Source organism: Phenylobacterium sp. (genome assembly GCF_025351295.1).
Lineage (GTDB): Bacteria > Pseudomonadota > Alphaproteobacteria > Caulobacterales > Caulobacteraceae > Phenylobacterium.
Map to the genome: position 1 here is coordinate 24,774 of NZ_JANXWD010000097.1, position 20,355 is coordinate 45,128.

Below are 20,355 nucleotides of genomic sequence, written 5' to 3' on the forward strand. Positions count from 1 at the left end.
GGCGTCGTCGAAACGCCGGACCGGGAGTGGGCAGATGTCCCTCGAGATCACCCAGAGAGACCTGACCGAATGGGGCTCGGCCGGCCTCGTCTTCGTCTCGGGCGCGATGACCGGCCATTATGCCGCCGCCGGCATGGACGCGACCCAGTGGCTGGGCGCCGCCATCGCGGTGCTGGGCTCGGTCGCCGTCGCGGTCGCCGTCCGGGTCTGGCGCCCGAAGGGCGCGGCCGTGAAGGCGGGGGACTGAAGTCCATCCCTCCCCTTTATGGGGAGGGTCGACTCGCCGCGGGCGAGCGGGGTGGGGAGCCCGCGATCAAGCTCCGTCGGCGTACTCCGGCCCACACTTCCCCACCCTGCACGCCTTCGGCGAGCTGTCCCTCCCATTAAGGGAGGGAAACAGGCACCAGGATCTCGCTGCCGCCGTCGCGGAATTTCTGGGCCATTTCGGCCATGCCGGTGTCGACTTCGTTCTGGGTGCGGACCTGGTCGCGGATGTCCTGGCTGATCTTCATCGAGCAGAACTTCGGGCCGCACATGGAGCAGAAGTGGGCGGTCTTGAACGCCTCCTTCGGCAGGCTCTCGTCGTGGTATTCGCGCGCCGTCTCGGGATCTAGGCCCAAGTTGAACTGGTCCTCCCAGCGGAACTCGAAGCGGCTGCGGGAGAGCGCGTCGTCCCAGGCCCGCGCCGTCGGGTGGCCCTTGGCGAGGTCCGCGGCGTGGGCGGAGATCTTGTAGGCGATCACCCCGTCCTTGACGTCCTGGCGGTCGGGCAGGCCCAGGTGCTCCTTGGGCGTGACGTAGCAGAGCATGGCGCAGCCGAACCAGCCGATCATCGCCGCCCCGATAGCCGAGGTGATGTGGTCGTAGCCGGGCGCGATGTCGGTCGTCAGCGGGCCCAGCGTATAGAACGGGGCCTCGTGGCAGTGCTTCAGCTGCTCATCCATGTTGGCCTTGATCTTGTGCATCGGCACGTGGCCGGGGCCCTCGATCATCACCTGCACATTGTGCTTCCAGGCCACCTTGGTCAGCTCGCCCAGGGTGCGCAGCTCGGCGAACTGCGCCTCGTCGTTGGCGTCGGCGATGGAGCCGGGACGCAGGCCGTCGCCCAGCGAGAACGAGACGTCGTACGCCTTCATGATCTCGCAGATGTCCTCGAAGTGGTCGTAGAGGAAGTTCTCGCGGTGGTGGGCCAGGCACCACTTGGCCATGATCGAGCCGCCGCGGCTGACGATCCCGGTGACCCGCTTGGCGGTCAGCGGGATGAACGGCAGGCGCACGCCAGCGTGGATGGTGAAGTAGTCCACGCCCTGCTCTGCCTGTTCGATCAGGGTGTCGCGGAACACCTCCCAGTTCAGGTCTTCGGCGACGCCGTTGACCTTTTCCAGGGCCTGGTAGATCGGCACCGTGCCGATCGGCACCGGGGCGTTGCGGACGATCCAGTCGCGGATGTTGTGGATGTTGCGGCCGGTGGAGAGATCCATGACCGTGTCGCCGCCCCAGCGGATCGACCAGACCATCTTGTCGACCTCGTCGGCCACCGTCGAAAGCACGGCCGAGTTGCCGATATTCGCGTTGATCTTGACCAGGAAGTTGCGGCCGATGGCCATCGGCTCCAGCTCGGTGTGGTTGATGTTGGCCGGGATGATGGCGCGGCCGCGGGCGACCTCGTCGCGCACGAACTCCGGCGTGCAGAAGTCGGGGATCTCGGCGCCGAAGCTCTCGCCGTCGCGGATGAAGGCGTCGCCCTGCTGGCGGCGCAGGTTCTCGCGGATGGCGACATATTCCATTTCGGCGGTGATCAGCCCCCGGCGGGCGTATTCCAGCTGGGTGACGTTGCCGCCGGCCTTGGCGCGGTAGACGCGGCGCGGCGCGGTGAACTGCGGCGCCAGGTGCTCGCCCTTGGCGAAGCCGTTGTCCTCGGGCTTCACCTCGCGCGGCGTCTCGACGATCTCGACGTCGCCGCGGGAAACCACCCAGGGCTCGCGGACCTTCGACAGGCCCTTCTCGATGTCGATGGTGGCGGTCGGCTCCGTGTAGGGGCCGGAGGTGTCGTAGAGGGTCAGCGGCGGCTCGTTGGCCGAGGGGTGGACCGCCACCTCGCGGAACGGCACGCGGATATCGGGCCACAGCACGCCGGGCTGGTAGACCTTCTTCGACCCCGGGCGTTCGCCGGTGGGGATGGCGCCGGGCGCCAGCTTGCTGACAGGCTTGTTCATCTTGACCGCTCCGCATCTTGCACGGATCACGGGCGTCAGGTCGGAACGCCAAGGGCCCTTCCCTTCGCCGGCATGACCCGGATCAGGTTCGACGGGTCGTGGGCTCACCCACCTCTCAGCCGCTCATGCGCGGCCCCCCGAGGAGGTCTGGAGGTTAGGCCCGAACCGTGGTCCTCGCCACCCAAAATGAAGACGTTGAACCCGCGCCGGCGTATCATGCATTAACGTGGGACGTTGAAGGAGTTACGCCGATGAAATTGGCGATCATCGCCCTGGTCGCGAGCGCGGCCGCGATTTCCACCGTGGCCGTCGCGGCCCGGCCGGAGAAACCCTCGCCGCTCGGCCCGCCGCCGCCGGCCGGGACCGGCCTGCCCAGCGGACAGTGCATCCGCGCCCACGACATCCGCAACCACACCATCGCCGACCGGCAGACGCTGCTGATCGACGGCGGCAACAAGTCGACCTACCGCGTGACCGTGGGCGGCGCCTGCCTGGGCGGGGCGGTGTCGTCCGACCCGATCATCACCCGTGAGCCGCCGGGCAGCCAGATCATCTGCAAGCCGATCGACATGGACCTGGCGATCTCGCGCAGCGGCTTCACGACCCAGTGCATCGTGCAGTCGATCGTCAAGATGAGCCCGGAAGAGGTCGCGGCCCTGCCCAAGAAGTTGAAGCCATAAGGCTGAGGGTCCTGGTTCCACTTCGCCTGAGGGCGCGCTAAAGGCGGGCATGCATTTCGCGCGCTTCAACCCGATCCGCTTCGCCCACCTGCCGACGCCGTTCGAGCCCCTGCCCGGGCTGACGGAACACTTGGCCCGCCCGGGCGGCGGGGGTCCGGCGGTGTGGGTCAAGCGCGACGACTGCACCGGTCTGGCCGGCGGCGGCAACAAGACCCGCAAGCTGGAATTTCTGCTGGGCGACGCGCTGGCCAACGACGCCGACACCCTGGTCACCCAGGGCGCGATCCAGTCCAACCACGTCCGCCAGACGGCGGCGGCGGCGGCGAAGTTCGGGATGAAGTGCGAGATCGTCCTGGAGGCGCGGACCGGCTCCAACGCCGTCGACTACAACCGCTCGGGCAACGTCCTGCTGGATGAGCTGCTGGGCGCGACGCTGCGCACCGTGCCGGGCGGGACCGACATGAGCCTCGAGCTGGCCAAGGTGGCGGCGCAGGTCGCCGACGCCGGCGGGCGGCCCTATGTGATCCCCGGCGGCGGCTCGAACGCCATCGGGGCGCTGGGCTATGCCGAGTGCGCGTTCGAACTGGTGGCCCAGGCGAACGAGCTTGGCCTGGAGATCGACCGGATCGTCACCGCCACCGGCAGCGCCGGCACCCACGCCGGCCTGGTGGCCGGGCTGGCGGTGATGGGCGCCGACATTCCGGTGCTGGGCATCGGCGTGCGCGCGCCGAAGAAAGCCCAGGAGGCCAATGTCTTCAAGCTGGCGGTCGAGACCGCGGCCCTGCTGGGCCACGCCGAGCGGGTGACGCGGGACATGGTGGTGGCCGACTGCGACTATGTCGGCACCGGCTATGGCCTGATCGACCAGGCGGTGATCGAGGCGCTGAAACTGGCGGCGCGGACCGACGGCATCCTGCTGGACCCGGTCTATTCCGGCAAGGCGATGAAGGGGCTGATCGCGCTGTCGAACGCCGGCGCCTTCGATGGCGAGACGGTGGTGTTCCTGCACACCGGCGGCGCGCAGGGGCTATTCGGCTACCAGACGGAGCTGGAGGGCAAGCTGTGAGCGACGACGACCAACTGGTCCTGGGCGTGCTGGGCGGCATGGGCCCGGCGGCGACCGTCGAGTTCCTGGCGCAGTTGCAGGCCTATACGCCCGCCGAGCGGGACCAGGACCACATCCGGGTGATCGTCGACATCAACCCCAAGGCGCCCGACCGCAATGTGCCCGGGTCCGGGGCCGGCGGCGTGCTGGCCGAGATGGCCGGCGCCCTGGCCGGGGCCGGGGCCCAGGTGCTGGCGATGCCCTGCAACACCGCCCACGCCCATGCCGACACCATCCAGCGGGCCTGCGGCCTGCCGCTGGTGGACATGATCGACCTGGGCGCCGAGGCCGCCAGCCGCAATGGCGCCATGCGCGCCGGGGTGCTGGGGACCAAGGGGGCGCTGAAGCTCTATCGCGAATACCTGGCCGCCCGCGCCATGGGCCTCGTCAGCCTGCCGCCCGAGCGGCAGGAGGCGTTCATGGTCACGCTCTACCGGATCAAGTCCGGCGACCTGGGCGACGACGTGACGCGCGAGATGGCCGGCCACGCCGAGGCCCTGCGCCAGCTGGGCGCCGAGGTGCTAATCGCCGGCTGCACCGAGGTGCCGCTTGTGCTGGACAACGGGGACGTGACGCTGGAGCTGATCGACCCGGGCGACCTGCTGGCGCGGCGGTGCGTGGGGGTGTGCCTGGGCTGGGACCCGCTGCCGCACATGCCGGGGTAGCTTTCCACGGTCATCCCTCCTCTTCAGGGGAGGGACAGACCGCGAAGCGGTCAGGGTGGGGGGATATATCGGGGAACTCATCGCTTGGACGTTAGGCCCCCACCCCGCTCGCCTCCGGCGAGTCGGCCCTCCCCTAAAGAGGAGGGATGGCGTCACCGCCGGGTCTGTGCGGCGTCCTGGACCTTGCGGTTGGAGTCGGCCAGGGCGGCGTCGGGGATCGAGGGGTACGTCGCGGTCGCGGCGGCGGCGCGGGCCGCATCCGAGGCCGGGGTCACATAGGGCAGCTCGGGCAGGACCGGCGGCGTGCGCTGGAGCCGCAGGTCGGCCACCGCCTGCTCGGCGCGCAGCCGGGCCTCCAGGGCCATCGACTCGTTCGCCTGGGCGATGGCGCGTTGCTGGGCGGCCTGCTGCTGGGCGCGCAGGTTATCGAGCTCGAGCTGCGTGTTCTGCGCAAACGCGGGCGTCGCCGCCGCGGCGCAGAGCAGACCAAGGACCAGGATGCGGAGGGGAGCCATAGTGCACCCAACGGGTGGGCCCTAGTGGTGTTCCACGGTGAAGCGGGCCAATTCCTTCCTGGGCTGGTCCCAGTCCGGCTTCAGCTCGACCGCCTTCTGGTAGTCGAAGTAGGCGGCCTTGAGATTGTCCAGGCCCTCGAAGGCCAGCGCGCGATTGTAGTAGGCCTTTTCCGGCTCCTCGACGCCCAGCGCCAGGGCCTTGTTGAGGTCGTTGAGGCCGTCGGCGTAGCGGCGGGCGCCCACGGCGGCGGCGCCGCGGTTCACATAGGCCTCGCCCAGATCGGGCTTGGTCTCGATGGCGCGGTTGAAGTCGAGCTGGGCGCCGTTGAAGTCCTTGCGCCGCAGCTTCAGCACGCCGCGGTTCACATAGGTGCCGGCCCGGTCGCGCAGGCTCAGCAGCTCGTTCTCCAGGGCCTGGGTGCAGACCGCTTCGAACCGCACCTCGGACTCGCCGTTGAGCGCGGCGGTCGAACATTCCTTGGCCATGCCGCCGCCCAGCACGGTGATGGCCCCGGCGGCGGCCGAGGACCCCCAGGCGAGGGCGGCGACGGCGGCGGCGGCGAGGGCGAGAAGGCGGGCGGTTCTGGACATGGGGTCAGGCTCCGACACCCGATCACGGCGGCGAGCCGCCGGGCCGGTGAGGAGCCGAGGGTCCGCCTGTCGCGCAGTTGTGTCAATTCTGACGCCGGAGTCAGCTGGCCCGGAAGCGACGCAGCTCGCGGTGCAGGATGTAGACCCCGCTGCCGGCGACGATCACCGCGCCGACCAGGGTCAGCGGATGCGGCAGCTCGCCCCAGACGAAGAAGCCGATGATCGTGGCCCAGACCAGCTGGGTATAGTCGAACGGCGCGATCACCCCGACCGGGGCATTGCGCAGCGCCTCGGTCAGCAGCAGCTGCCCGACCCCGCCGATCAGCCCGGCGGCCACCAGGGCCGCGAGGGTCACCGGGTCGGGAACCACCCAGTGGAACGCCGAGCCCACCAGGCCCATCACCACCCCGCCCAGGGTGAAGTAGAAGACGATGGTCGGGCCCCGCTCGGTGGCGGCGATCTGGCGGATGGTGACCATCGCCCCGGCCGCGCCCAGCGCGCTCAGCATGCCCAGCGTGACGCCGGACACGTTGATCTGGCCCGGGATCGGCCGGGCCATGATCAGGACACCGATGAAGCCCGCCACCACCGCCGCCCAGCGATGCCGGCCGACCGTCTCCGACAGCACCAGGGCCGAGAGCGCGGTCATGAACAGCGGCGAGGTGAACTGCAGCGCCGTCGCCTCGGTGAGCGGCAGGTACTGGACCGCAGAGAAGCCGCAGACCATGCCGGCCAGGCCGATCGCCGAGCGGACCATGTGGCCGACCGGGCGCTGGGTCCGCAGCACCTCGAACCCCGTGGTCCGCCAGACGTAGAGGCCGAGCGGGACGAAGGCGAAAAAGTTGCGGAAGAAGATGATCTCAAAGACCGGCACCCCGCGCGAGCCGGTCCACTTCACCAGCGCCGACAGGCAGGCCAGCGCCGCCATCGCGGCCACCCTGAGCGCGATGCCCAGCAGGATCCGCGGGGTTGGGGCCTGCACGGCGATGTCTGTTTGCTCGGGCGCGCTCACGGGCGCCCCTTAGGCGGGACCTTGGGGGCCGGCGTCAACCTGACGATGGCGAGGGGGGTGTAGAGGCGCCCGAACCGTCAGATGCGCATGGCGACCACGCCGGCCCCGATGCAGAGCCCCGCGGCCCAGCGCCAGGGGCCGGCCTTCTCCTTCAGCAGCAGCACGCCCATCAGCATGGCGAACAGCACGCTGGTCTCCCGCAGCGCCGCCACCAGGGCGACCGGGGCGCGGGTGAAGGCCCAGAGCGCGATCCAATAGGAGCCCAGCGAGAGCGCTCCCGCCGGCAGCCCGGTGCGCCATTCCGACAGCACCGCGAGGGGCGCCTTCGGTCCTCGCGTGACGACGGCGTAGGTCAGCATGCACAGGCCGTCGCCGACGAACATCCACATGGCGAAGGCGGTGGCCGACAGGGCGATCCGCGCGCCCTGGCCGTCCGCCAGGGTGTAGGACGCCACGAAGCCGGCGGTGGCCAGGGCATAGGCCAGGGCCCTGGTCGGCAGGCGGCCGGCCGCGCCGCCCCGAAGCGCCATCAGGGCGACGCCGCTGGCGATCAGCCCCACGGCCAGCCAGCCGGTCGGCTTCAGGGGCTCACCGAACAGCAGCACCCCGCCCAGGGCCACGATCGGCGGCGCGGACCCGCGGGCCAGGGGGTAGATCTGGGTCAGGTCGCCGTGCTGGTAGGCGCGGATCAGGAACAGCTTGTAGCCCGTGTGCAGCACGCTGGACGCGATCACCCAGGGCCAGGCCGCTGGGGCCGGCGCGGCCACGAACGGCAGCAGGAGCAGCGCCAGGGTGCTCTGGGTCATCGACAGCAGCAGGATCGAGGAGAACCGGTCCAGGCCCACGCGCACGAAGGCGTTCCACCCCGCATGCATCAGGGCGGCGGCCAGCACGCTGAGGAATACCGTCAGGTCCAGGGCCACCCTCCCTCGGGCCATCGACCGGCGGATGGCAGGATTCGTCAAGGTCTGTGGCCTTTACGGCCACGCTGAGGCGAGGCTCCACTGCGGCCCACACAAACTTCGGGGGAAATTCAGATGCCGAGTCCCATCCTGCAGCCGGTCGTGGCGCTGGTCCTGTGGTCGCTGGTGATGTGGGTCTGGCTCTACGCCACCCGGATCCCGGCCATGCAGGCGGCCAAGGTTCCGCTGAACCCCAACGCCACGGCGGCGGAGTTCAACGCCAACATCCCGCCGAACGTCCGCTGGAAGGCCGACAACTACAACCACCTGATGGAGCAGCCGACCATCTTCTACGCCGTCGCCCTGGCGGTGGCGGTGGCGGGGCATGGCGACGGGCTGAACGCCTGGCTGGCCTGGGGCTATGTGGGCCTGCGGGTCGCCCACAGCCTGGTGCAGGCGACGGTCAACGCCATCATGGTGCGGTTCTCGATCTTCATGCTGTCGTCGATCGTGCTGGCGATGCTCGCGATCCACGCCGCGATGGGCCTATTCTGATCGCGGAACTCTGAGGAGACGCGCATGGCCCGGCGGCTGGTGGACCTGTCGATCCCGATCACCAACGACATCATCTCCGACCCCGACACCATGCGGCCGCAGGTGACTTACACCCGGCATCGGGAAGGGGTCGCGCAGATGGCGCAGTCCTTCCCGGGCCTGACGGCCGACGACCTGCCGGACGGCGAGGGCTGGGCGGTGGAGCGGGTGACGCTGTCGACCCACAACGGCACGCACATGGATGCGCCCTGGCACTTCCACTCGACCACAGACCAGGCGACGGCGGGCGGCGGACGGCCGGCGCCGACCATCGACGAGGGGCCGCTGGAATACTTCCTGCAGCCGGGCGTGAAACTGGACTTCCGCCATTTCGCCGACGGCTACGTCGCCACCGGGGCGGACGTCGAGGTCGAGCTGGCGCGGATCGGGCACACGCTGCAGCCGCTGGACATCGTGCTGGTCAACACCGCGGCCGGCGCGGCGTTTGGCGACCCGGGCTTCATCCACAAGGGCTGCGGCATGGGGGAAGAGGCGACCCTCTACCTCACCGAGCGGGGCGTGAAGGTGGTGGGCACCGACGCCTGGTCCTGGGACGCGCCGTTCTCGCACACGGCCCGGCGCTGGGCGGAAACCCGCGACCCGAAGATCATCTGGGAAGGCCACAAGGCCGGCCGCCTGCGCGAGTACTACCAGATCGAGAAGCTGACCAACCTGGCCGCCCTGCCGGCCACCGGCTTCACCCTGTCCTGCTTCCCGGTGAAGATCGCCGGCGCCTCGGCCGGCTGGATCCGGGCGGTGGCGATCTTCGACTAGGACGACCTATCCCCGCGCGCGGCAACGGGCATACTCTACCTGGGCGGGCGCCACGGGAGGCAGCATGACCTATCGCATTCTTTCGCTGGATGGCGGCGGCACCTGGGCGCTGCTGCAGGCCATGGCGCTGGAGCGGCTGCACGACGACAGGAGCGGCCACGAGGTCCTGGCCACCTACGATATGGCGGTCGCCAATTCGGGCGGCTCGATCGTGCTGGGCGGCCTGATCGAAGACATGAAGCCAAGCCGAATCCGCGAGCTGTTCACCATCGAGGCGAACCGCACCGCGATCTTCGTGAAGAACGGCCCCCTCGCCCGGCTCGGCTCGCTGCTGCAGGGCAACCGCTATGACGCCGCGGCCAAGCTGGTCGGGCTGAACAAGGTGTTCGGGGTCCAGGGCCAGTCGCCGATGTCGGCGCTGGACGCCGTGCTGCCGACCGGGCCCGGAGGAAAGACGGTCGCGGTGCTGATCCCCGCCTTCGACTACGACCGCCAGCGGGCGGACTTCTTCCGCAGCTTCACCACCGGCCTCGGCGCCAAGCCCGGCGACACGCCGCTTGTGGAGGCCGTGCATGCCTCCAGCAACGCGCCGGTCATCTACTTCGACAAGCCCGCCATCGTGCGGCAGTCCACCCAGCCGAACGCGGCGACGCGGCGGTACTGGGACGGCGCGGTGGCCGGCTACAACAACCCGATGCTGGCCGGCGTGGTCGAGGCGCTGGCCCTGGGCGTCAAGGCCGCCGACCTGGAGGTGCGCTCCATCGGCACCGGCAGCACCCGGCTGGTCCCGCCCGAGAACAGCCATGGCGCGCCGCAGAAGATCGTCGAGACGCGGGACAGCCCGGGCTTCCTCGGCGACATCCAGAAGCTGGCCGGCAGCATCAACGACGACCCGCCGGACGCCGCCACCTTCACCACCTACTTCGCCCTGGGCCAGCAGCCGGGCCCGACCCCGCCGGGCGGACCGCCGCCGAACGGCGGCCGGCTGGTGCGCCTCAACCCCATGGTCCAGCCGATCTGGCACGCCGACACGGCGACCTGGTCGATCTTCGGCGGCCTCACCGTCGATCAGTTCGCCTATGTCGCGAACCTGCAGATGGACGCGCTGGCCCAGAGCGACGTCACCTGGATCCAGTGGCTGGGCGACCGCTGGCTGGCCGGCGACGCGCCCAACCAGCCGATCCGCGCCGACCCCATGACCCTGGAATGCACCCTGGGCGACCCCACCTTCCCGGGCGCCGCGGCGCGCTGGTAGGCGCAGGGTTCCGGCGGCTCTGAGCGGGTCGCCTTCCCCCGCTTGCGGGGGAAATGTCGCCGACGCCGCAGGCGGGCGACAACGGGGGAAGTTGTAGGATGGACTCCTCTCACACTCCCCCCATCGACCCTCGGCTTCGCCGTCGGGCCACTTCCCCCCGAGGGGGAAGGATTTGACGGCGGGAAGCCCCTTCAGGCCTTGGTGGCGGCGAAGGCGCCCACCAGCGGCGCGGGCAGGCGGTAGTCGACGAACAGGCCGGCGGGGTCTTCGCCGACGCAGGCCAGGATCGCGGCGTCGGTCCCCAGCGAACGGCCGTCCGGCGCCCTCCCGGCGTGGGTGTCGCCCCGCAGCACCGCGCCCTTGCTGAGCTCGAGCGCGCGCTTGAGGATGTCGGGGAACGGCATGTTCCAGCCGGCGGTCCCCTGGGCGCGGGCGTCGGTCTCGACCACCGGGATGAACACCACGAGGCTGGGATCGGTCATCCGCTCCAAGCCCTGGGCGTCCAGGGTGGCGTTGTGGCTGCCGTGGTGGCCCATCTTGTAGACCACCGTGCGGAGGAGGATGTCCTCGACGCCGACGCCGACCGGGCCACCAAGCGCGGTGGGCGGATAGGTCTGGTCGTACCAGGAGAGCCAGTTGCCGACCTGGGCGTCGGCGGCGAACAGCAGCACCTTCTTCGCCGGGGTCTCGAAGGCCAGGACTAGGCTGGTGTTGTTGGTGTTGGAGTCCAGCTTCAGCGCCAGGGCGCCGGCGCCGCCCAGCCAATCGGCGTCGATGCGACGCCAGGCCGGGCCGTCCACATAGGCGGCCTTGAGCCAGTCCAGGGTGGGATCGCCGCCGTGGGCCACGTCTTCCTGGGCGTACTCGTAGCGACGCGGGAACGGGGTCTCAGGGCCGGCCTCGGCCTCCCCGGCGGCGACCGCGCCCAGCAGGTGGTCGGCGTGGTCCAGGCCGTCGCCGGCCAGGTAGGTCTCCTTGTTGTCGCCGGCCGACGGCAGGGCCTTGAACAGCCGCGCCGCGCTGCGTGGCGGGCCCAGCACATAGGCCTTGAGCGGCGTCGCGCCCGGGGTGGCGACGACCTGTCCCGGCTCCAGGTAGGCGACCGCGCCGGCCGCCTGCTTGAGCGCCTGCAGGATCTGGCGGCCGGTGCGCGGACCGCCGGCGGCGGCGAGGCCGCGCTCGACCGGCCCGATGAACGCCTCCAGGCCGGCGGTGACCTCGGCGGCGCCGGTCACCCCGCGGGCGGCGAGGTGGGCGGCGGTGGTCGCTGCGGCGGCTACGGCCATCTTGGCCCGGTCGAAGCGCGCCCTCAGGCCCTGGGCCTGCGGATCGGCGTCGTTTTCGGTCCAGGCCATCCAGAGGGTGTCGATCTTCAGCCGACCGCCGAAGAACACCTCGGCGGCGTGGGCGAAGCCGGAGATGTGGTCCCAGTGCTCGTGGGTGACCACCAGCAGGTCGATGCGCCCGCCCGTGGCGGCGACGATGTCGTTGGCCACCTGGACCATCCGGTCGCTGGCGCCCTGGATCCCCTGCAGCACCCCGCAGTCGATCAGGATGAAGCTCCGCCCGGCGGCGGAAGCCAACTGCAGCAGGAAGCAGTCGCCCAGCAGGCCCTTGTACATCCGCACGGTGACGGCGTCGGAGATCGGCGCGGCGGGGATCGGGGGTTCGCTGGCCACGCTCATCCCCGGTGCAGCATGGCGAAGGGCTCGGCGCCGGGGCGGTTGGCCTGATCGCCGAAGTAGAGGGCGCGCAGCGCGTCCTCGGTCGCCCCGGATCGGAAGTCGCGCTGGGTCTGCAGGCGCCCGTCGTCCATGATGTTCTTGCGGATCGCGTAGCGGATAGTCCAGTCGCGCAGGTCGACCAGCATAGTGCAGCCGCCGCGAAACTCGAAGTCCATGTCGGTGGGATCGGTGCGCGCCTCGCCGCGGTCGGCCTGGGCCTGGACGTCGGGGTCGAGGAAGGCGCGGCGTCGCTGGGTGACCTCGATGACCAGCTGGCGCAGGTCCTGGCCGTCCGGGCCGGCGCGGCGGGCGACGCGGACAGAGTGCACCTCGACGGCCGGCAGCCCGGTGCGCTGCGAGCGGCCGATGGTCTGCGGGGCGTCGGCGCTCAGCTGGATGCCCAGCAGGCTCTCCCACTTGGGGTTCTTGGCCGCCTCGCGGCTGAGCCAGCCCCAGAGCTTCTGCTGGTTGTCCAGCGCCTGCCGCCAGATCTTGGGACGCCGCCATTCGGGATCGACGTTCAGGCGGACCGCAGGGTTGAAATGGCAGGCGCTGAGCCCCGGCTCGATGATCTCGGGCGACTCCCACATCAGGCTGTCCGGCGCCATCGAGGCGATGCTGTGGGGGAAGATGCCGCGCCGGCGGAAGGCCTCGGCAATGGCCAGCCGGTAGCGCAGCGGATCGTCCGGCACCAGGTCGGCGTCGGCGGTGATCATGGCGCGCAGGAACTCGCCGAACCGCAGGTCGACCGGGGGCACATAGTCCAGCGCGCGCACGCAGATACGCAGCATGTGGTCGGCCGCCTTGGCCGCCTCGCCCGCCAGCCGCGCCACCAGGTCGGGGTGCATGTCGGCCCCCGGCTGGGTGGTGTTGGCGAACATCCGCATCAGGTCGCCGGAGCGCCGCTCGAAGATGGTCACGAAGGCATCGAAAACGGCGGCCACCAGGAAGGCGCCGCGCTCGTGCGGGTCGATGGCGCTGGCGTAGGCCCCGCTGACCGGGTCGGTCTTCGGGTCGGCGACGTCGATGCCTTCGCGCAGCGCGCCGGCCATGCCGCGCGCGTCGGCGAACTGCTTGGCCAGGCCGCTCAGCAGGTCGCGGACCCGCAGCTGACCGCCATGCGCCGCCAGCTCGTGGCGCACCGCGCCCTCCATCGTGAAGTGCTGCAGCAGGGCCACGGTGTCGGCGAAGGCCTCGTGGAAGGCCAGGGAATCAAGGGTCGAGGCCTCGATGAACCGGTTGTGGATGCCGTCCAGGATCGCATGCGTCGTCTCGTGCGCGATGACGTCGTGCGAGAGGCAGGTGAACACCCAGCCGCCGGGCAGGCTGCGGGCGCCGGGCGCGTCGCCGGCCCGGAAGTAGCCGAACAGCAGGGCCTTCTTGTCGGGGCTATAGTAGGCGTTGTCCTCGCGGAGCGCGTGCGGATAGATGCGCAGCTTCTGGACGTAGCCGTCGTCCACCAGGGCGTCATAGTTCCCGTCGGCGGGCTTCAGCGGCGACCACAGCACCTTGCGGCCCAGCGCGCGCTCGAAGTTGTGGATGGTCTTCATCGCCACCGCATAGGCCATCTGCTGGTGGAACTGCGGCCGCCCCTCCGACGGCGGAAGGCCGTCCTGGGCCAGCAGCAGCGGGTCGTTCGGGTCGATCGGCGCGTAGAACAGGCCGCTGGCCGGATCGAAGTCGACGACCTCCAGATATTCGCCGCTCGGTCCGACGCTCAGGGGCGCCTCCCAGGCTTCCTCCCACGGCAGGCTGATCACCGCGTCGTTGAAGATCGCGGTCTCCAGCGAGGTCGAGGCCAGGGGGTCGAAGGCGTAGACGCGGAAGCGCCGCATCGCCGGGACCGGATAGCCCGCGCGCCCCGACGTGGCCGCTGTCGGAAGCTGCTCCATCGCCGTCCCCTTCCCGGCCAGCTTGAGGCGGCGGCTCGCGGCGTGTCAATTCGGCGACGTACAATTTCCAGTCGCGGGGTTCACAGGGTCGCCGCGCGGCGCAAGGATGGCCGGACAGACGACGGAGGCGACGATGGCCCAGGTACGTGCAGGCCCAGGGGTGACGGTCACCGCGCCGGCCAATGTCCAGGTCACGCCGCGGGCCGCGGCCCAGGTTACGCTGGCGGCCGCCCCGGGCGCGCCGGCCGATCGTTCCGCCCTGGGCCAGGGCCTGCTGGCGGCGGGCTTCACCCTGGTCGCCGACTTCGACCTGCGGCCCGTTACGCCATCGCCCCTGGCCGCGGTCGCCGCATCGGCGCAGCCGGTGACCGTGTCCGTCGACGTCGCCGCGAACGAAGGCGCGCTGCTGCTGCTGGAAACCCCCGACGGGGTGTTCGCCTGGAACTATACCGCGTCGCGCCAGAAGAAGGCGCCGCAAGGGCTGGGCATAGCCTCGTCGTCCGGGCCGGGCGCCGCGACCCTGACCTTCCAGCTGTCGCCGGCGCCGGCGGCGGCCGGCGCGCTGGCGCTGCACCTGCCGGACATCTCGGGCAGCTCGATCCTGAACTGGGTGGTCAAGAAGGCGATCGGCGCGGTCCGGACCCGGGTGCTGAAGTTCGTGATCGGCAAGCTGGAGGACCTGGCCGTCGACCATGTCGAGGGCAAGACGGTCGGCGGCCTGACCTCGCTGGCCTCGGACGACGTCAACACCTGGACGCCCGGCGGCGCGCCGATCCCGCCGGCTCCGGCCGCGGGGCCGCGCAAGATCCTGCTAATGGTGCACGGCACCTTCAGCAACACCAACGATAGTTACAGCGACCTGCTGCTGACGGCAGAGGGCAAGGCGTTCCTGGCCTCGGCGCGGGCCGGCTACGACGCGGTGCTGGGCTTCGACCACAAGACCCTGGGGGTGGGCGCTGCGCAGAACGCCGCCGACATGCTGGCGGCGCTGGAGGCGGCGGGGCTGCCGCAGGGTTCGACCATCGACGCGGTGGCCTATAGCCGCGGCGGCCTGGTCTACCGGGCCTTCGCCGAGACCCTGCTGGCGGCGCAGCGGCCGGACATCAAGCTGGGCAAGGCGGCGTTCCTGGCCTGCACTAACGCCGGCACTCACCTGGCCGAGCCGGAGAACTGGCACAATCTGGTCGACCTCTACACGAACATCGCCATGGCCGCGGCGCGGGTCGTCGGCCTGCTCGTCGGGGCGCCGGTGAACCCCCTGGTCAACCAGGTCATCGGCATCGTCGGCCAGTTCGTGCAGTACCTCTCGGTCGTCGCCATCGACGATCGCCGGGTGCCCGGGCTGGCGGACATGGAGCCCAGCAGCGACCTAGTCACCGCGCTGAACACCGCGCCGGGCGGCCTGGACCGGCTGGCGCAATATTTCGCGATCACCTCCAACTTCGAGCCGACGTTCGACCCCGCGCACGGCATCACCCACGAACTGGAACAGATGCTGGAGGACACGGTCACCGACCAGCTGATCGGTCCGATGAACGACTTGGTGGTCGATACCCCGTCCATGACCACGTTCGGGACCCGCGGGCCCCGGCTGCAGCCCACCGACGTGTTCGGCTTCGGCACGGGGGAGCTCGTCTACCACACCACCTACTTCACCGCCAAAGAGACCCCGGCGGCGCTCTCGAAGTGGCTGTTCGGCGCGTAGGCGGGCGGCGCCCGCTACTTCGCCGCCGAGTTCGCGTTGCGGAGCTGGCGGTCTTCGGAGGCCTCGGGCGGGGTCTTTTCGAAGGGTTTGGTGGTGGCGCGCAGGACCATGAACTTGTTCAGCACGTCGAACCAGAACGGCGCGCCGAGGCTGATGGCGATGGCGGTCAGCAGCCAGCCGACCATCAGGCTGAGGCCCGAGGCGACGGCGCCGACGCAGACGCCACCGCCGGGGCAGCGGAAGGCGGCCATCACATGTTCGCGGTTGCGTTCGGTCCAGCCGATCGGCAGGCCCAGGTTCTCGATCTCTCCGTAGCGCGCCTTGAGCGACGCGAAGGTCTCGGCCTGTGTGTCCGGAGTGGCGGCCCTCGCCTGTGCCTCGGCGTGGGCTACAACGGTCTGTCGCAGCGCGTCGTCCTGCGTCAGCGACTCCGCGATGGTCAGGGTGTTGACGTTGAGACCGATGGACAGGGCAATGGCCAGGACGAACACCCGCACCTGGGTGCTGCGCTTGTACGAGCCCGACACGCGCTCCATGGCGCTGTCGAACCAGAACTCCAGATATTTGCGGACCCGGTCTGCTTCGTCGCCGACGGCGGCCTTGGCCTGCTGGACGACGCTGTAGACCTCGGGGTGGTCGACGGACGTGATCTTGCCGGTCCTCTCCAGGTCCAGCACTGCAAGGGCGAAGCTGGCCGCCGGCATGTACGATGGCAGGTTGCGGCGCTGGCTGTGCTTCAGGTCGGGGTCGGGGAAGGCGTCGCGGAACATCGGGTAGATCAGCGGGTGGTGATAGAACTCCTTCACCAGGCCTCGGCCTTCGGTGTCGTGCAGCAGCTGGCGGATGCCGCGTTCGAACTCGACGGCGCGGGTCTTCAGCCGGTTCTCGATCAGCTCCTGGGCCGAGGTCAGCATGACGCTGAAGATCAGGAACACCAGCACCAGGCCGACGCCGACCTCGAGGATCTGGGACCCGAACATGCTCTTCCCCTCCGCGACCGGGCGGCGCCGACCTAAAGCGTCTTCAGATATTCCAGCAACGCCCGCTTGTCGGCCGCCGACAGGTCCGTACCCCAGGCGTGGCCGGTGGCGGCATTGCCTGGCAGGCGGGTGTCGTAGAGATAGCCGCGGTCGCTGACGAACCCGACCGCGTCCGGATCGTAGGCCTGGACCCCGCGGTGGAAGGTGAGCGGCCGCTGGTCGGGCGCGCTGAGCAGGGCCGCCAGGTTCGGAACCGAACCGTTGTGCAGATAGGGCGCGCGGGCCCAGATCCCGTCCAGCGGCGCGGCCACATAGCCACCGGTCTTGCGGAAGTGGGTGTAGCGCCACGCATAGCCCCGTGTGCCCAGGAAGGCGTCGCGGGTCTCCACGGTGAAGGCGTCCAGGCGGTTGCGGTCGGTCCCCAGCCAGGCGATCGGCGTGACCTGGCCGAGCTTGGCCCCACCCGGCGCGTGGCACATCGCGCAATTGTCCGCGAACACCGCGTGGCCGGCCTGGGCCAGGCCGGAGTCCACCGGGAACGGATAGGGAGCGGACGGCAGGTCGCGGACCCAGGTCTCCATCCGCTGCAGGTTGGGTCGGTTGATGCTGCCGGCGCTGGCGCCATTGCCGATGCCGGAGTTCAGGAACACCTCGTGGATCGAGGTGTTGGCGCCGTCCCAGTGCAGGCCGCCGCCCTCGCGCAGGCGGGTGTCCCAGAGCGGCGGGATGTCGACGATGTCCAGAGTGCCGTCATAGGGGCGGCCCAGCACCTGGACCTTGGCCGGCTGGAAGCCGGAGGCGCGGCCGGGGCCCCAGTCGGGCTGGCCGTCCATGAAGCTGAGCTGGCGCTGCTGCAGGGCCAGCACGCTCTTGACCTGGGGAATGATGACCGCGCGGTAGAACAGCTTCTGGACCGGGTTCAGATGGCCGCCCAGCCGGTCGTTCTCCGCCAGGATGGTGTCGGCGTTGAAGGCGGGGCTGGAGGCGCAGCGGAACAGAAAGCGCAGGTAGGACTGCAGGTCCAGCGAGGTGTTGGGCGCCCCCACCAGCTGGCGCGGACCGGCGGCGGTCTCGACGCGGCCGACGTGGCAGAGCGCACAGTTGACGCCGACGCGCGGCACCACGGCGGTCTCCAGCGGCATGCCGATCGGCGTGGCCTTGCCGGGATCCCACTGGAAGCCGAAGGCGTGGTAGCCGGCGGCCCGTTGGGCGGTCGGCATGCAGATGCCGGGCAGGGTCCGCCAGACCTCGTACGGCACGCCCGACGCCGCCTCGACGCCGACGGAGCCGTATTTGAAGTGGTCGACCTCGGAGGCGTAGTGGGTTGGCTTGGGGAACAGTTTCGAGTAGCCGAACGGGCCCAGGAAGATCAGCCCGGCGACGATCCAGGCCAGGACGTAGAAGAGGCGGTGGCCCTTCAAGCTGCGTACCCGTAGTCACCCGCCGCCGGCCCGCGGCGGAAGATCTGCAGCAGCAGGACCAACTCGATCACCCCGAACGTGCCGTCGGCCAGAAACAGGCCCAGGAACCCCTCCGGCATGTAGCCCAGCGCCACCCCCAGCAGGAAGGTGCTGGACGGCACCAGCCGCCCCACCACCAGCAGCCAGGCGTTGGTCCGGTAGCGGAACGGGTCGTTGGCGGCCGGCAGGTAGAACAGGCTGAGGATCATCAGCAGGAACGAGTAGTTGTAGAGCCACAGGATGCTCTGCTGGTCGCCAAGGTTCAGCATGTTCAGCAGCTTGTGCGGGTCGAAGAACAGGACCCACACCCCGAACGACCAGTTGGCGATGACGCCAAGCCAGACAACGATCTTGAACAGCGTGCGCGCGGTCATGACGGCGTCCTCACTTGGTCTTCAGATATTCGATCAGGGCGTCCTTATCGCCGGCCGACAGGTCGACCCCGTAGAGGTGCCCGCCGTTGCCGTTGCCCCGGTCCTGGGTGCTGAAGGCGTAGTACCGGCGGGGTCCCTGCTGGGCGATGTCGGAGACGAAGCCGACGTTGGCCGCGTCGAACACGTCGTTGCCGCGATAGAAGGTGGGCCGCCGCTGGGCGACCGGGCTCAGCAGTTCGCGCAGCGTCGGCACCGAGCCGTTGTGCAGGTAGGGCCCGCGCAGCCAGATCCCGTCCAGCGGATGGCTGGCGTAGCCTTCCGTCGGCCGGAACCGATGGAACGCCCAGGGCTGGCCCTTGCCGATGGTGTTCATCTTGCCGGCCATGGTGGCGTCGAACGCCTTCTGCCGCTCCGGGTCGGTGCCCAGGTAGGCGGTCGGGATCACCGCGCCGTAGTTCTTCCAGCCCTGTTCGTGGCAGTCGGCGCAGGTCTTGTCGTAGACCGCGTGGCCGGCGTTGGCCTTGGCGTAGTCGATGGCGAACGGATAGCGCGGCGGCGGCAGGGTCATGATCCACTGCTTGATGCGCTCGATGCCAGCCAGGTTGAGGTCGCTGGACAGGGTGAGCGGCGTGGCGCCGGCGCCGATCGAGGCCGACAGGTTGCGCTCGTCGATGGAGTCGTTGTTGCCGTCCCAGTGCAGCCACAGGCCCTCGCGGGACTGCTGGTTCCAGATCGACATGAAGTCGGCGGTGCCGATCGACTTGTCCTTGCTCATGTCGTCGTGGAAGACGAGCACCTTGTACGGATTGAAGGTATCGACGCGGCCGGGGCCCCAGGGCGGGCGGCCGACGACGATGGAGTCGAACTGCTCACCGCCGGTGATCAGCGCCTTCTTCACCTGCGGCACCGCCAGGCCATAGATCTGGCGCTCCAGGAAGCTCAGGTCCTTGTGCCGCGCGATGGCCGCCAGGACGTTGGCCTTGTTGAAGGAGTCGCTCTTGCCGCAAGCGAACAGGAACCCGAAGTAGCCCATCAGGTCGAGCTGCTGGGCGGGCGCGGCGAGATAGACCACCGGCGCCGAGGCCGGGGTCTCGCGTACGGGCGTGGAGTGGCAGAGGGCGCAGTTGGGGCCGACCTGGTCCAGCAGGCCCACCTTGCGCACCGAGAAGCCGATCGGCGTCATCTTGCCGGGCTCCTGGATCACCCCCAGCGAGGCGTAGCCGCCGGGCAGCTGGGCGCGGCAGACCTCGGGCAGGGTGGCCCAGATCCAGTACGGCAGGCCGCCGACGTCGCTGCTGATCGAGCCGTATTTGAAATGGTCCGCGTCGTTGGCGTAGACCCGGGGCTGATTGACCCCCATGGCCAGGCGGAAGCTGGAATAGCCGACCAGCCCGATCACCACGATCAGCCCCAGGACAATGAGCCACCAGGGCCGTTTCGGCTTCCCCGCCACGTCAGTGGTCATGCAGTGTCCCTCCCCGCTACGGCCGGCTCATCACTTCAGCTTCGAAGTATCGGAAGTAGAGTTGCGCCAGGCCGAGGGCGGCGACGATCTCGACCACCCCCACCCACAGCAGCCGGCCCGCCAGCAGCACCAGCAGCACGCCCAGCGCGGTGCGCCCGACCAGGCCCAGCAGGTTGGGGACCTTGGCCCGCGCCGGCTCGCCGCGGCCGGTCAGCAGCAGCACCGTGACCAGCAGCCAGAACAGTCCGGCGATCCGCAGCCCCGCAACGCCCTCCGTCGCGTCCGGCAACAGTAGCCGCGCCACGCCGTCTGGCCAGAACAGCAGTGCGGCGCCGGCCGCAGCCTCGACGATCAGCACCACGCCCAGCAGCAGCCGGTACTGTTCCTTCGCCGACCGCGCGGCGTCCTGGGTGAAGCCACGGAAAAGGGTGTCGTTCATGCGCCGG

At 70.0% G+C, this 20,355-nt stretch carries 20 protein-coding genes and 1 riboswitch; of the genes, 8 read left to right on the forward strand and 12 right to left on the reverse strand.

Features of this window, described 5'->3' with window-relative positions; all coding sequences use genetic code 11:
* Window positions 1-34 precede the first annotated feature (34 nt).
* Window positions 35-247, forward strand: a complete 213-nt coding sequence (locus Q0R13_RS13435; RefSeq protein WP_293904720.1) for a hypothetical protein — start codon at window positions 35-37, stop codon at window positions 245-247.
* Window positions 248-383: 136 nt separating this feature from the next.
* On the opposite strand, the gene thiC is transcribed toward Q0R13_RS13435, so the two are convergent.
* A complete protein-coding gene (thiC, locus tag Q0R13_RS13440; RefSeq protein WP_293904722.1) occupies window positions 384-2,216 on the reverse strand; it encodes a phosphomethylpyrimidine synthase ThiC in 1,833 nt (610 codons plus the stop codon).
* 42 nt (window positions 2,217-2,258) lie between these two features.
* A riboswitch (TPP riboswitch) is annotated at window positions 2,259-2,366 on the reverse strand.
* Between the two features lie 101 nt (window positions 2,367-2,467).
* Here thiC and Q0R13_RS13445 point away from each other — a divergent pair.
* Genes Q0R13_RS13445 through Q0R13_RS13455 form a run of 3 tightly spaced genes read left to right on the forward strand, consistent with a single transcriptional unit; the run spans window position 2,468 to window position 4,666 of the window.
* The gene (locus tag Q0R13_RS13445; protein WP_293904724.1) at window positions 2,468-2,896 is read left to right on the forward strand and encodes a DUF6491 family protein; all 429 of its coding nucleotides are present in this window, start codon (window positions 2,468-2,470) and stop codon (window positions 2,894-2,896) included.
* Window positions 2,897-2,945: 49 nt separating this feature from the next.
* Window positions 2,946-3,962, forward strand: a complete 1,017-nt coding sequence (locus tag Q0R13_RS13450) for a D-cysteine desulfhydrase (protein WP_293904726.1) — start codon at window positions 2,946-2,948, stop codon at window positions 3,960-3,962.
* Window positions 3,959-4,666 carry an amino acid racemase gene (locus Q0R13_RS13455; protein ID WP_293904728.1) on the forward strand — a complete coding sequence of 236 codons (708 nt, stop codon included), beginning with the start codon at window positions 3,959-3,961 and terminating at the stop codon, window positions 4,664-4,666. Before Q0R13_RS13450 ends, Q0R13_RS13455 begins: the two co-directional genes overlap by 4 nt.
* Before the next feature lie 152 nt (window positions 4,667-4,818).
* Here Q0R13_RS13455 and Q0R13_RS13460 read toward each other — a convergent pair whose 3' ends face one another.
* The 4 genes from Q0R13_RS13460 to Q0R13_RS13475 form a co-directional block, all read right to left on the reverse strand.
* On the reverse strand, window positions 4,819-5,181 hold the full coding sequence (locus tag Q0R13_RS13460; RefSeq protein WP_293904730.1) for a hypothetical protein: 363 nt from the start codon (window positions 5,179-5,181) through the stop codon (window positions 4,819-4,821).
* A gap of 21 nt (window positions 5,182-5,202) precedes the next feature.
* Window positions 5,203-5,772, reverse strand: coding sequence for a hypothetical protein (locus Q0R13_RS13465; protein ID WP_293904732.1), 570 nt, complete (start codon window positions 5,770-5,772; stop codon window positions 5,203-5,205).
* A gap of 100 nt (window positions 5,773-5,872) precedes the next feature.
* Complete coding sequence (locus tag Q0R13_RS13470; protein ID WP_293904734.1) at window positions 5,873-6,784, reverse strand: DMT family transporter; 912 nt, start codon at window positions 6,782-6,784, stop codon at window positions 5,873-5,875.
* Window positions 6,785-6,861: 77 nt separating this feature from the next.
* Window positions 6,862-7,749, reverse strand: a complete 888-nt coding sequence (locus tag Q0R13_RS13475) for an EamA family transporter (RefSeq protein WP_293904736.1) — start codon at window positions 7,747-7,749, stop codon at window positions 6,862-6,864.
* A gap of 72 nt (window positions 7,750-7,821) precedes the next feature.
* Between Q0R13_RS13475 and Q0R13_RS13480 the strand changes: the two genes are divergently transcribed.
* From Q0R13_RS13480 to Q0R13_RS13490, 3 genes are all read left to right on the forward strand, one after another.
* Complete coding sequence (locus tag Q0R13_RS13480; protein WP_293904737.1) at window positions 7,822-8,241, forward strand: MAPEG family protein; 420 nt, start codon at window positions 7,822-7,824, stop codon at window positions 8,239-8,241.
* 24 nt (window positions 8,242-8,265) lie between these two features.
* Window positions 8,266-9,054, forward strand: coding sequence for a cyclase family protein (locus tag Q0R13_RS13485; protein ID WP_293904738.1), 789 nt, complete (start codon window positions 8,266-8,268; stop codon window positions 9,052-9,054).
* Between the two features lie 64 nt (window positions 9,055-9,118).
* Window positions 9,119-10,309: a patatin-like phospholipase family protein gene (locus Q0R13_RS13490; protein WP_293904739.1), complete on the forward strand. Its 1,191-nt coding sequence runs from the start codon at window positions 9,119-9,121 to the stop codon at window positions 10,307-10,309.
* Window positions 10,310-10,500: 191 nt separating this feature from the next.
* On the opposite strand, the gene Q0R13_RS13495 is transcribed toward Q0R13_RS13490, so the two are convergent.
* Window positions 10,501-11,988 (reverse strand): MBL fold metallo-hydrolase, encoded by a 1,488-nt coding sequence (locus tag Q0R13_RS13495; RefSeq protein ID WP_293904741.1) that lies wholly within the window; start codon window positions 11,986-11,988, stop codon window positions 10,501-10,503.
* A gap of 2 nt (window positions 11,989-11,990) precedes the next feature.
* The gene (locus tag Q0R13_RS13500; protein ID WP_293904743.1) at window positions 11,991-13,925 is read right to left on the reverse strand and encodes a hypothetical protein; all 1,935 of its coding nucleotides are present in this window, start codon (window positions 13,923-13,925) and stop codon (window positions 11,991-11,993) included.
* Window positions 13,926-14,058: 133 nt separating this feature from the next.
* Here Q0R13_RS13500 and Q0R13_RS13505 point away from each other — a divergent pair, with 133 nt between their 5' ends.
* Window positions 14,059-15,630 (forward strand): hypothetical protein, encoded by a 1,572-nt coding sequence (locus tag Q0R13_RS13505; protein ID WP_293904745.1) that lies wholly within the window; start codon window positions 14,059-14,061, stop codon window positions 15,628-15,630.
* 14 nt (window positions 15,631-15,644) lie between these two features.
* On the opposite strand, the gene Q0R13_RS13510 is transcribed toward Q0R13_RS13505, so the two are convergent.
* The 5 genes from Q0R13_RS13510 to Q0R13_RS13530 are packed head-to-tail and all read right to left on the reverse strand — an operon-like array spanning window position 15,645 to window position 20,348.
* Window positions 15,645-16,610 (reverse strand): hypothetical protein, encoded by a 966-nt coding sequence (locus tag Q0R13_RS13510; RefSeq protein WP_293904747.1) that lies wholly within the window; start codon window positions 16,608-16,610, stop codon window positions 15,645-15,647.
* A 32-nt stretch (window positions 16,611-16,642) separates the two neighbouring features.
* Complete coding sequence (locus Q0R13_RS13515) at window positions 16,643-18,031, reverse strand: c-type cytochrome (RefSeq protein WP_293904749.1); 1,389 nt, start codon at window positions 18,029-18,031, stop codon at window positions 16,643-16,645.
* Window positions 18,028-18,444, reverse strand: a complete 417-nt coding sequence (locus Q0R13_RS13520; protein ID WP_293904751.1) for a hypothetical protein — start codon at window positions 18,442-18,444, stop codon at window positions 18,028-18,030. Before Q0R13_RS13520 ends, Q0R13_RS13515 begins: the two co-directional genes overlap by 4 nt.
* A gap of 10 nt (window positions 18,445-18,454) precedes the next feature.
* Window positions 18,455-19,909 (reverse strand): hypothetical protein, encoded by a 1,455-nt coding sequence (locus Q0R13_RS13525; RefSeq protein ID WP_293904753.1) that lies wholly within the window; start codon window positions 19,907-19,909, stop codon window positions 18,455-18,457.
* 16 nt (window positions 19,910-19,925) lie between these two features.
* Complete coding sequence (locus tag Q0R13_RS13530; protein ID WP_293904755.1) at window positions 19,926-20,348, reverse strand: hypothetical protein; 423 nt, start codon at window positions 20,346-20,348, stop codon at window positions 19,926-19,928.
* Window positions 20,349-20,355 lie beyond the last annotated feature (7 nt).

What these genes read in the sequence shown, in the direction of transcription:
- Q0R13_RS13450 (WP_293904726.1), top strand. Translation starts at nt 2,946, where the DNA reads ATGCATTTCGCGCGCTTCAACCCGATCCGCTTCGCCCACCTGCCGACG.
- thiC (WP_293904722.1), bottom strand. Translation starts at nt 2,216, where the DNA reads ATGAACAAGCCTGTCAGCAAGCTGGCGCCCGGCGCCATCCCCACCGGC.
- Q0R13_RS13485 (WP_293904738.1), top strand. Translation starts at nt 8,266, where the DNA reads ATGGCCCGGCGGCTGGTGGACCTGTCGATCCCGATCACCAACGACATC.
- Q0R13_RS13445 (WP_293904724.1), top strand. Translation starts at nt 2,468, where the DNA reads ATGAAATTGGCGATCATCGCCCTGGTCGCGAGCGCGGCCGCGATTTCC.
- Q0R13_RS13510 (WP_293904747.1), bottom strand. Translation starts at nt 16,610, where the DNA reads ATGTTCGGGTCCCAGATCCTCGAGGTCGGCGTCGGCCTGGTGCTGGTG.
- Q0R13_RS13435 (WP_293904720.1), top strand. Translation starts at nt 35, where the DNA reads ATGTCCCTCGAGATCACCCAGAGAGACCTGACCGAATGGGGCTCGGCC.
- Q0R13_RS13490 (WP_293904739.1), top strand. Translation starts at nt 9,119, where the DNA reads ATGACCTATCGCATTCTTTCGCTGGATGGCGGCGGCACCTGGGCGCTG.
- Q0R13_RS13460 (WP_293904730.1), bottom strand. Translation starts at nt 5,181, where the DNA reads ATGGCTCCCCTCCGCATCCTGGTCCTTGGTCTGCTCTGCGCCGCGGCG.
- Q0R13_RS13530 (WP_293904755.1), bottom strand. Translation starts at nt 20,348, where the DNA reads ATGAACGACACCCTTTTCCGTGGCTTCACCCAGGACGCCGCGCGGTCG.
- Q0R13_RS13505 (WP_293904745.1), top strand. Translation starts at nt 14,059, where the DNA reads ATGGCCCAGGTACGTGCAGGCCCAGGGGTGACGGTCACCGCGCCGGCC.
- Q0R13_RS13500 (WP_293904743.1), bottom strand. Translation starts at nt 13,925, where the DNA reads ATGGAGCAGCTTCCGACAGCGGCCACGTCGGGGCGCGCGGGCTATCCG.
- Q0R13_RS13520 (WP_293904751.1), bottom strand. Translation starts at nt 18,444, where the DNA reads ATGACCGCGCGCACGCTGTTCAAGATCGTTGTCTGGCTTGGCGTCATC.
- Q0R13_RS13480 (WP_293904737.1), top strand. Translation starts at nt 7,822, where the DNA reads ATGCCGAGTCCCATCCTGCAGCCGGTCGTGGCGCTGGTCCTGTGGTCG.
- Q0R13_RS13465 (WP_293904732.1), bottom strand. Translation starts at nt 5,772, where the DNA reads ATGTCCAGAACCGCCCGCCTTCTCGCCCTCGCCGCCGCCGCCGTCGCC.
- Q0R13_RS13525 (WP_293904753.1), bottom strand. Translation starts at nt 19,909, where the DNA reads ATGACCACTGACGTGGCGGGGAAGCCGAAACGGCCCTGGTGGCTCATT.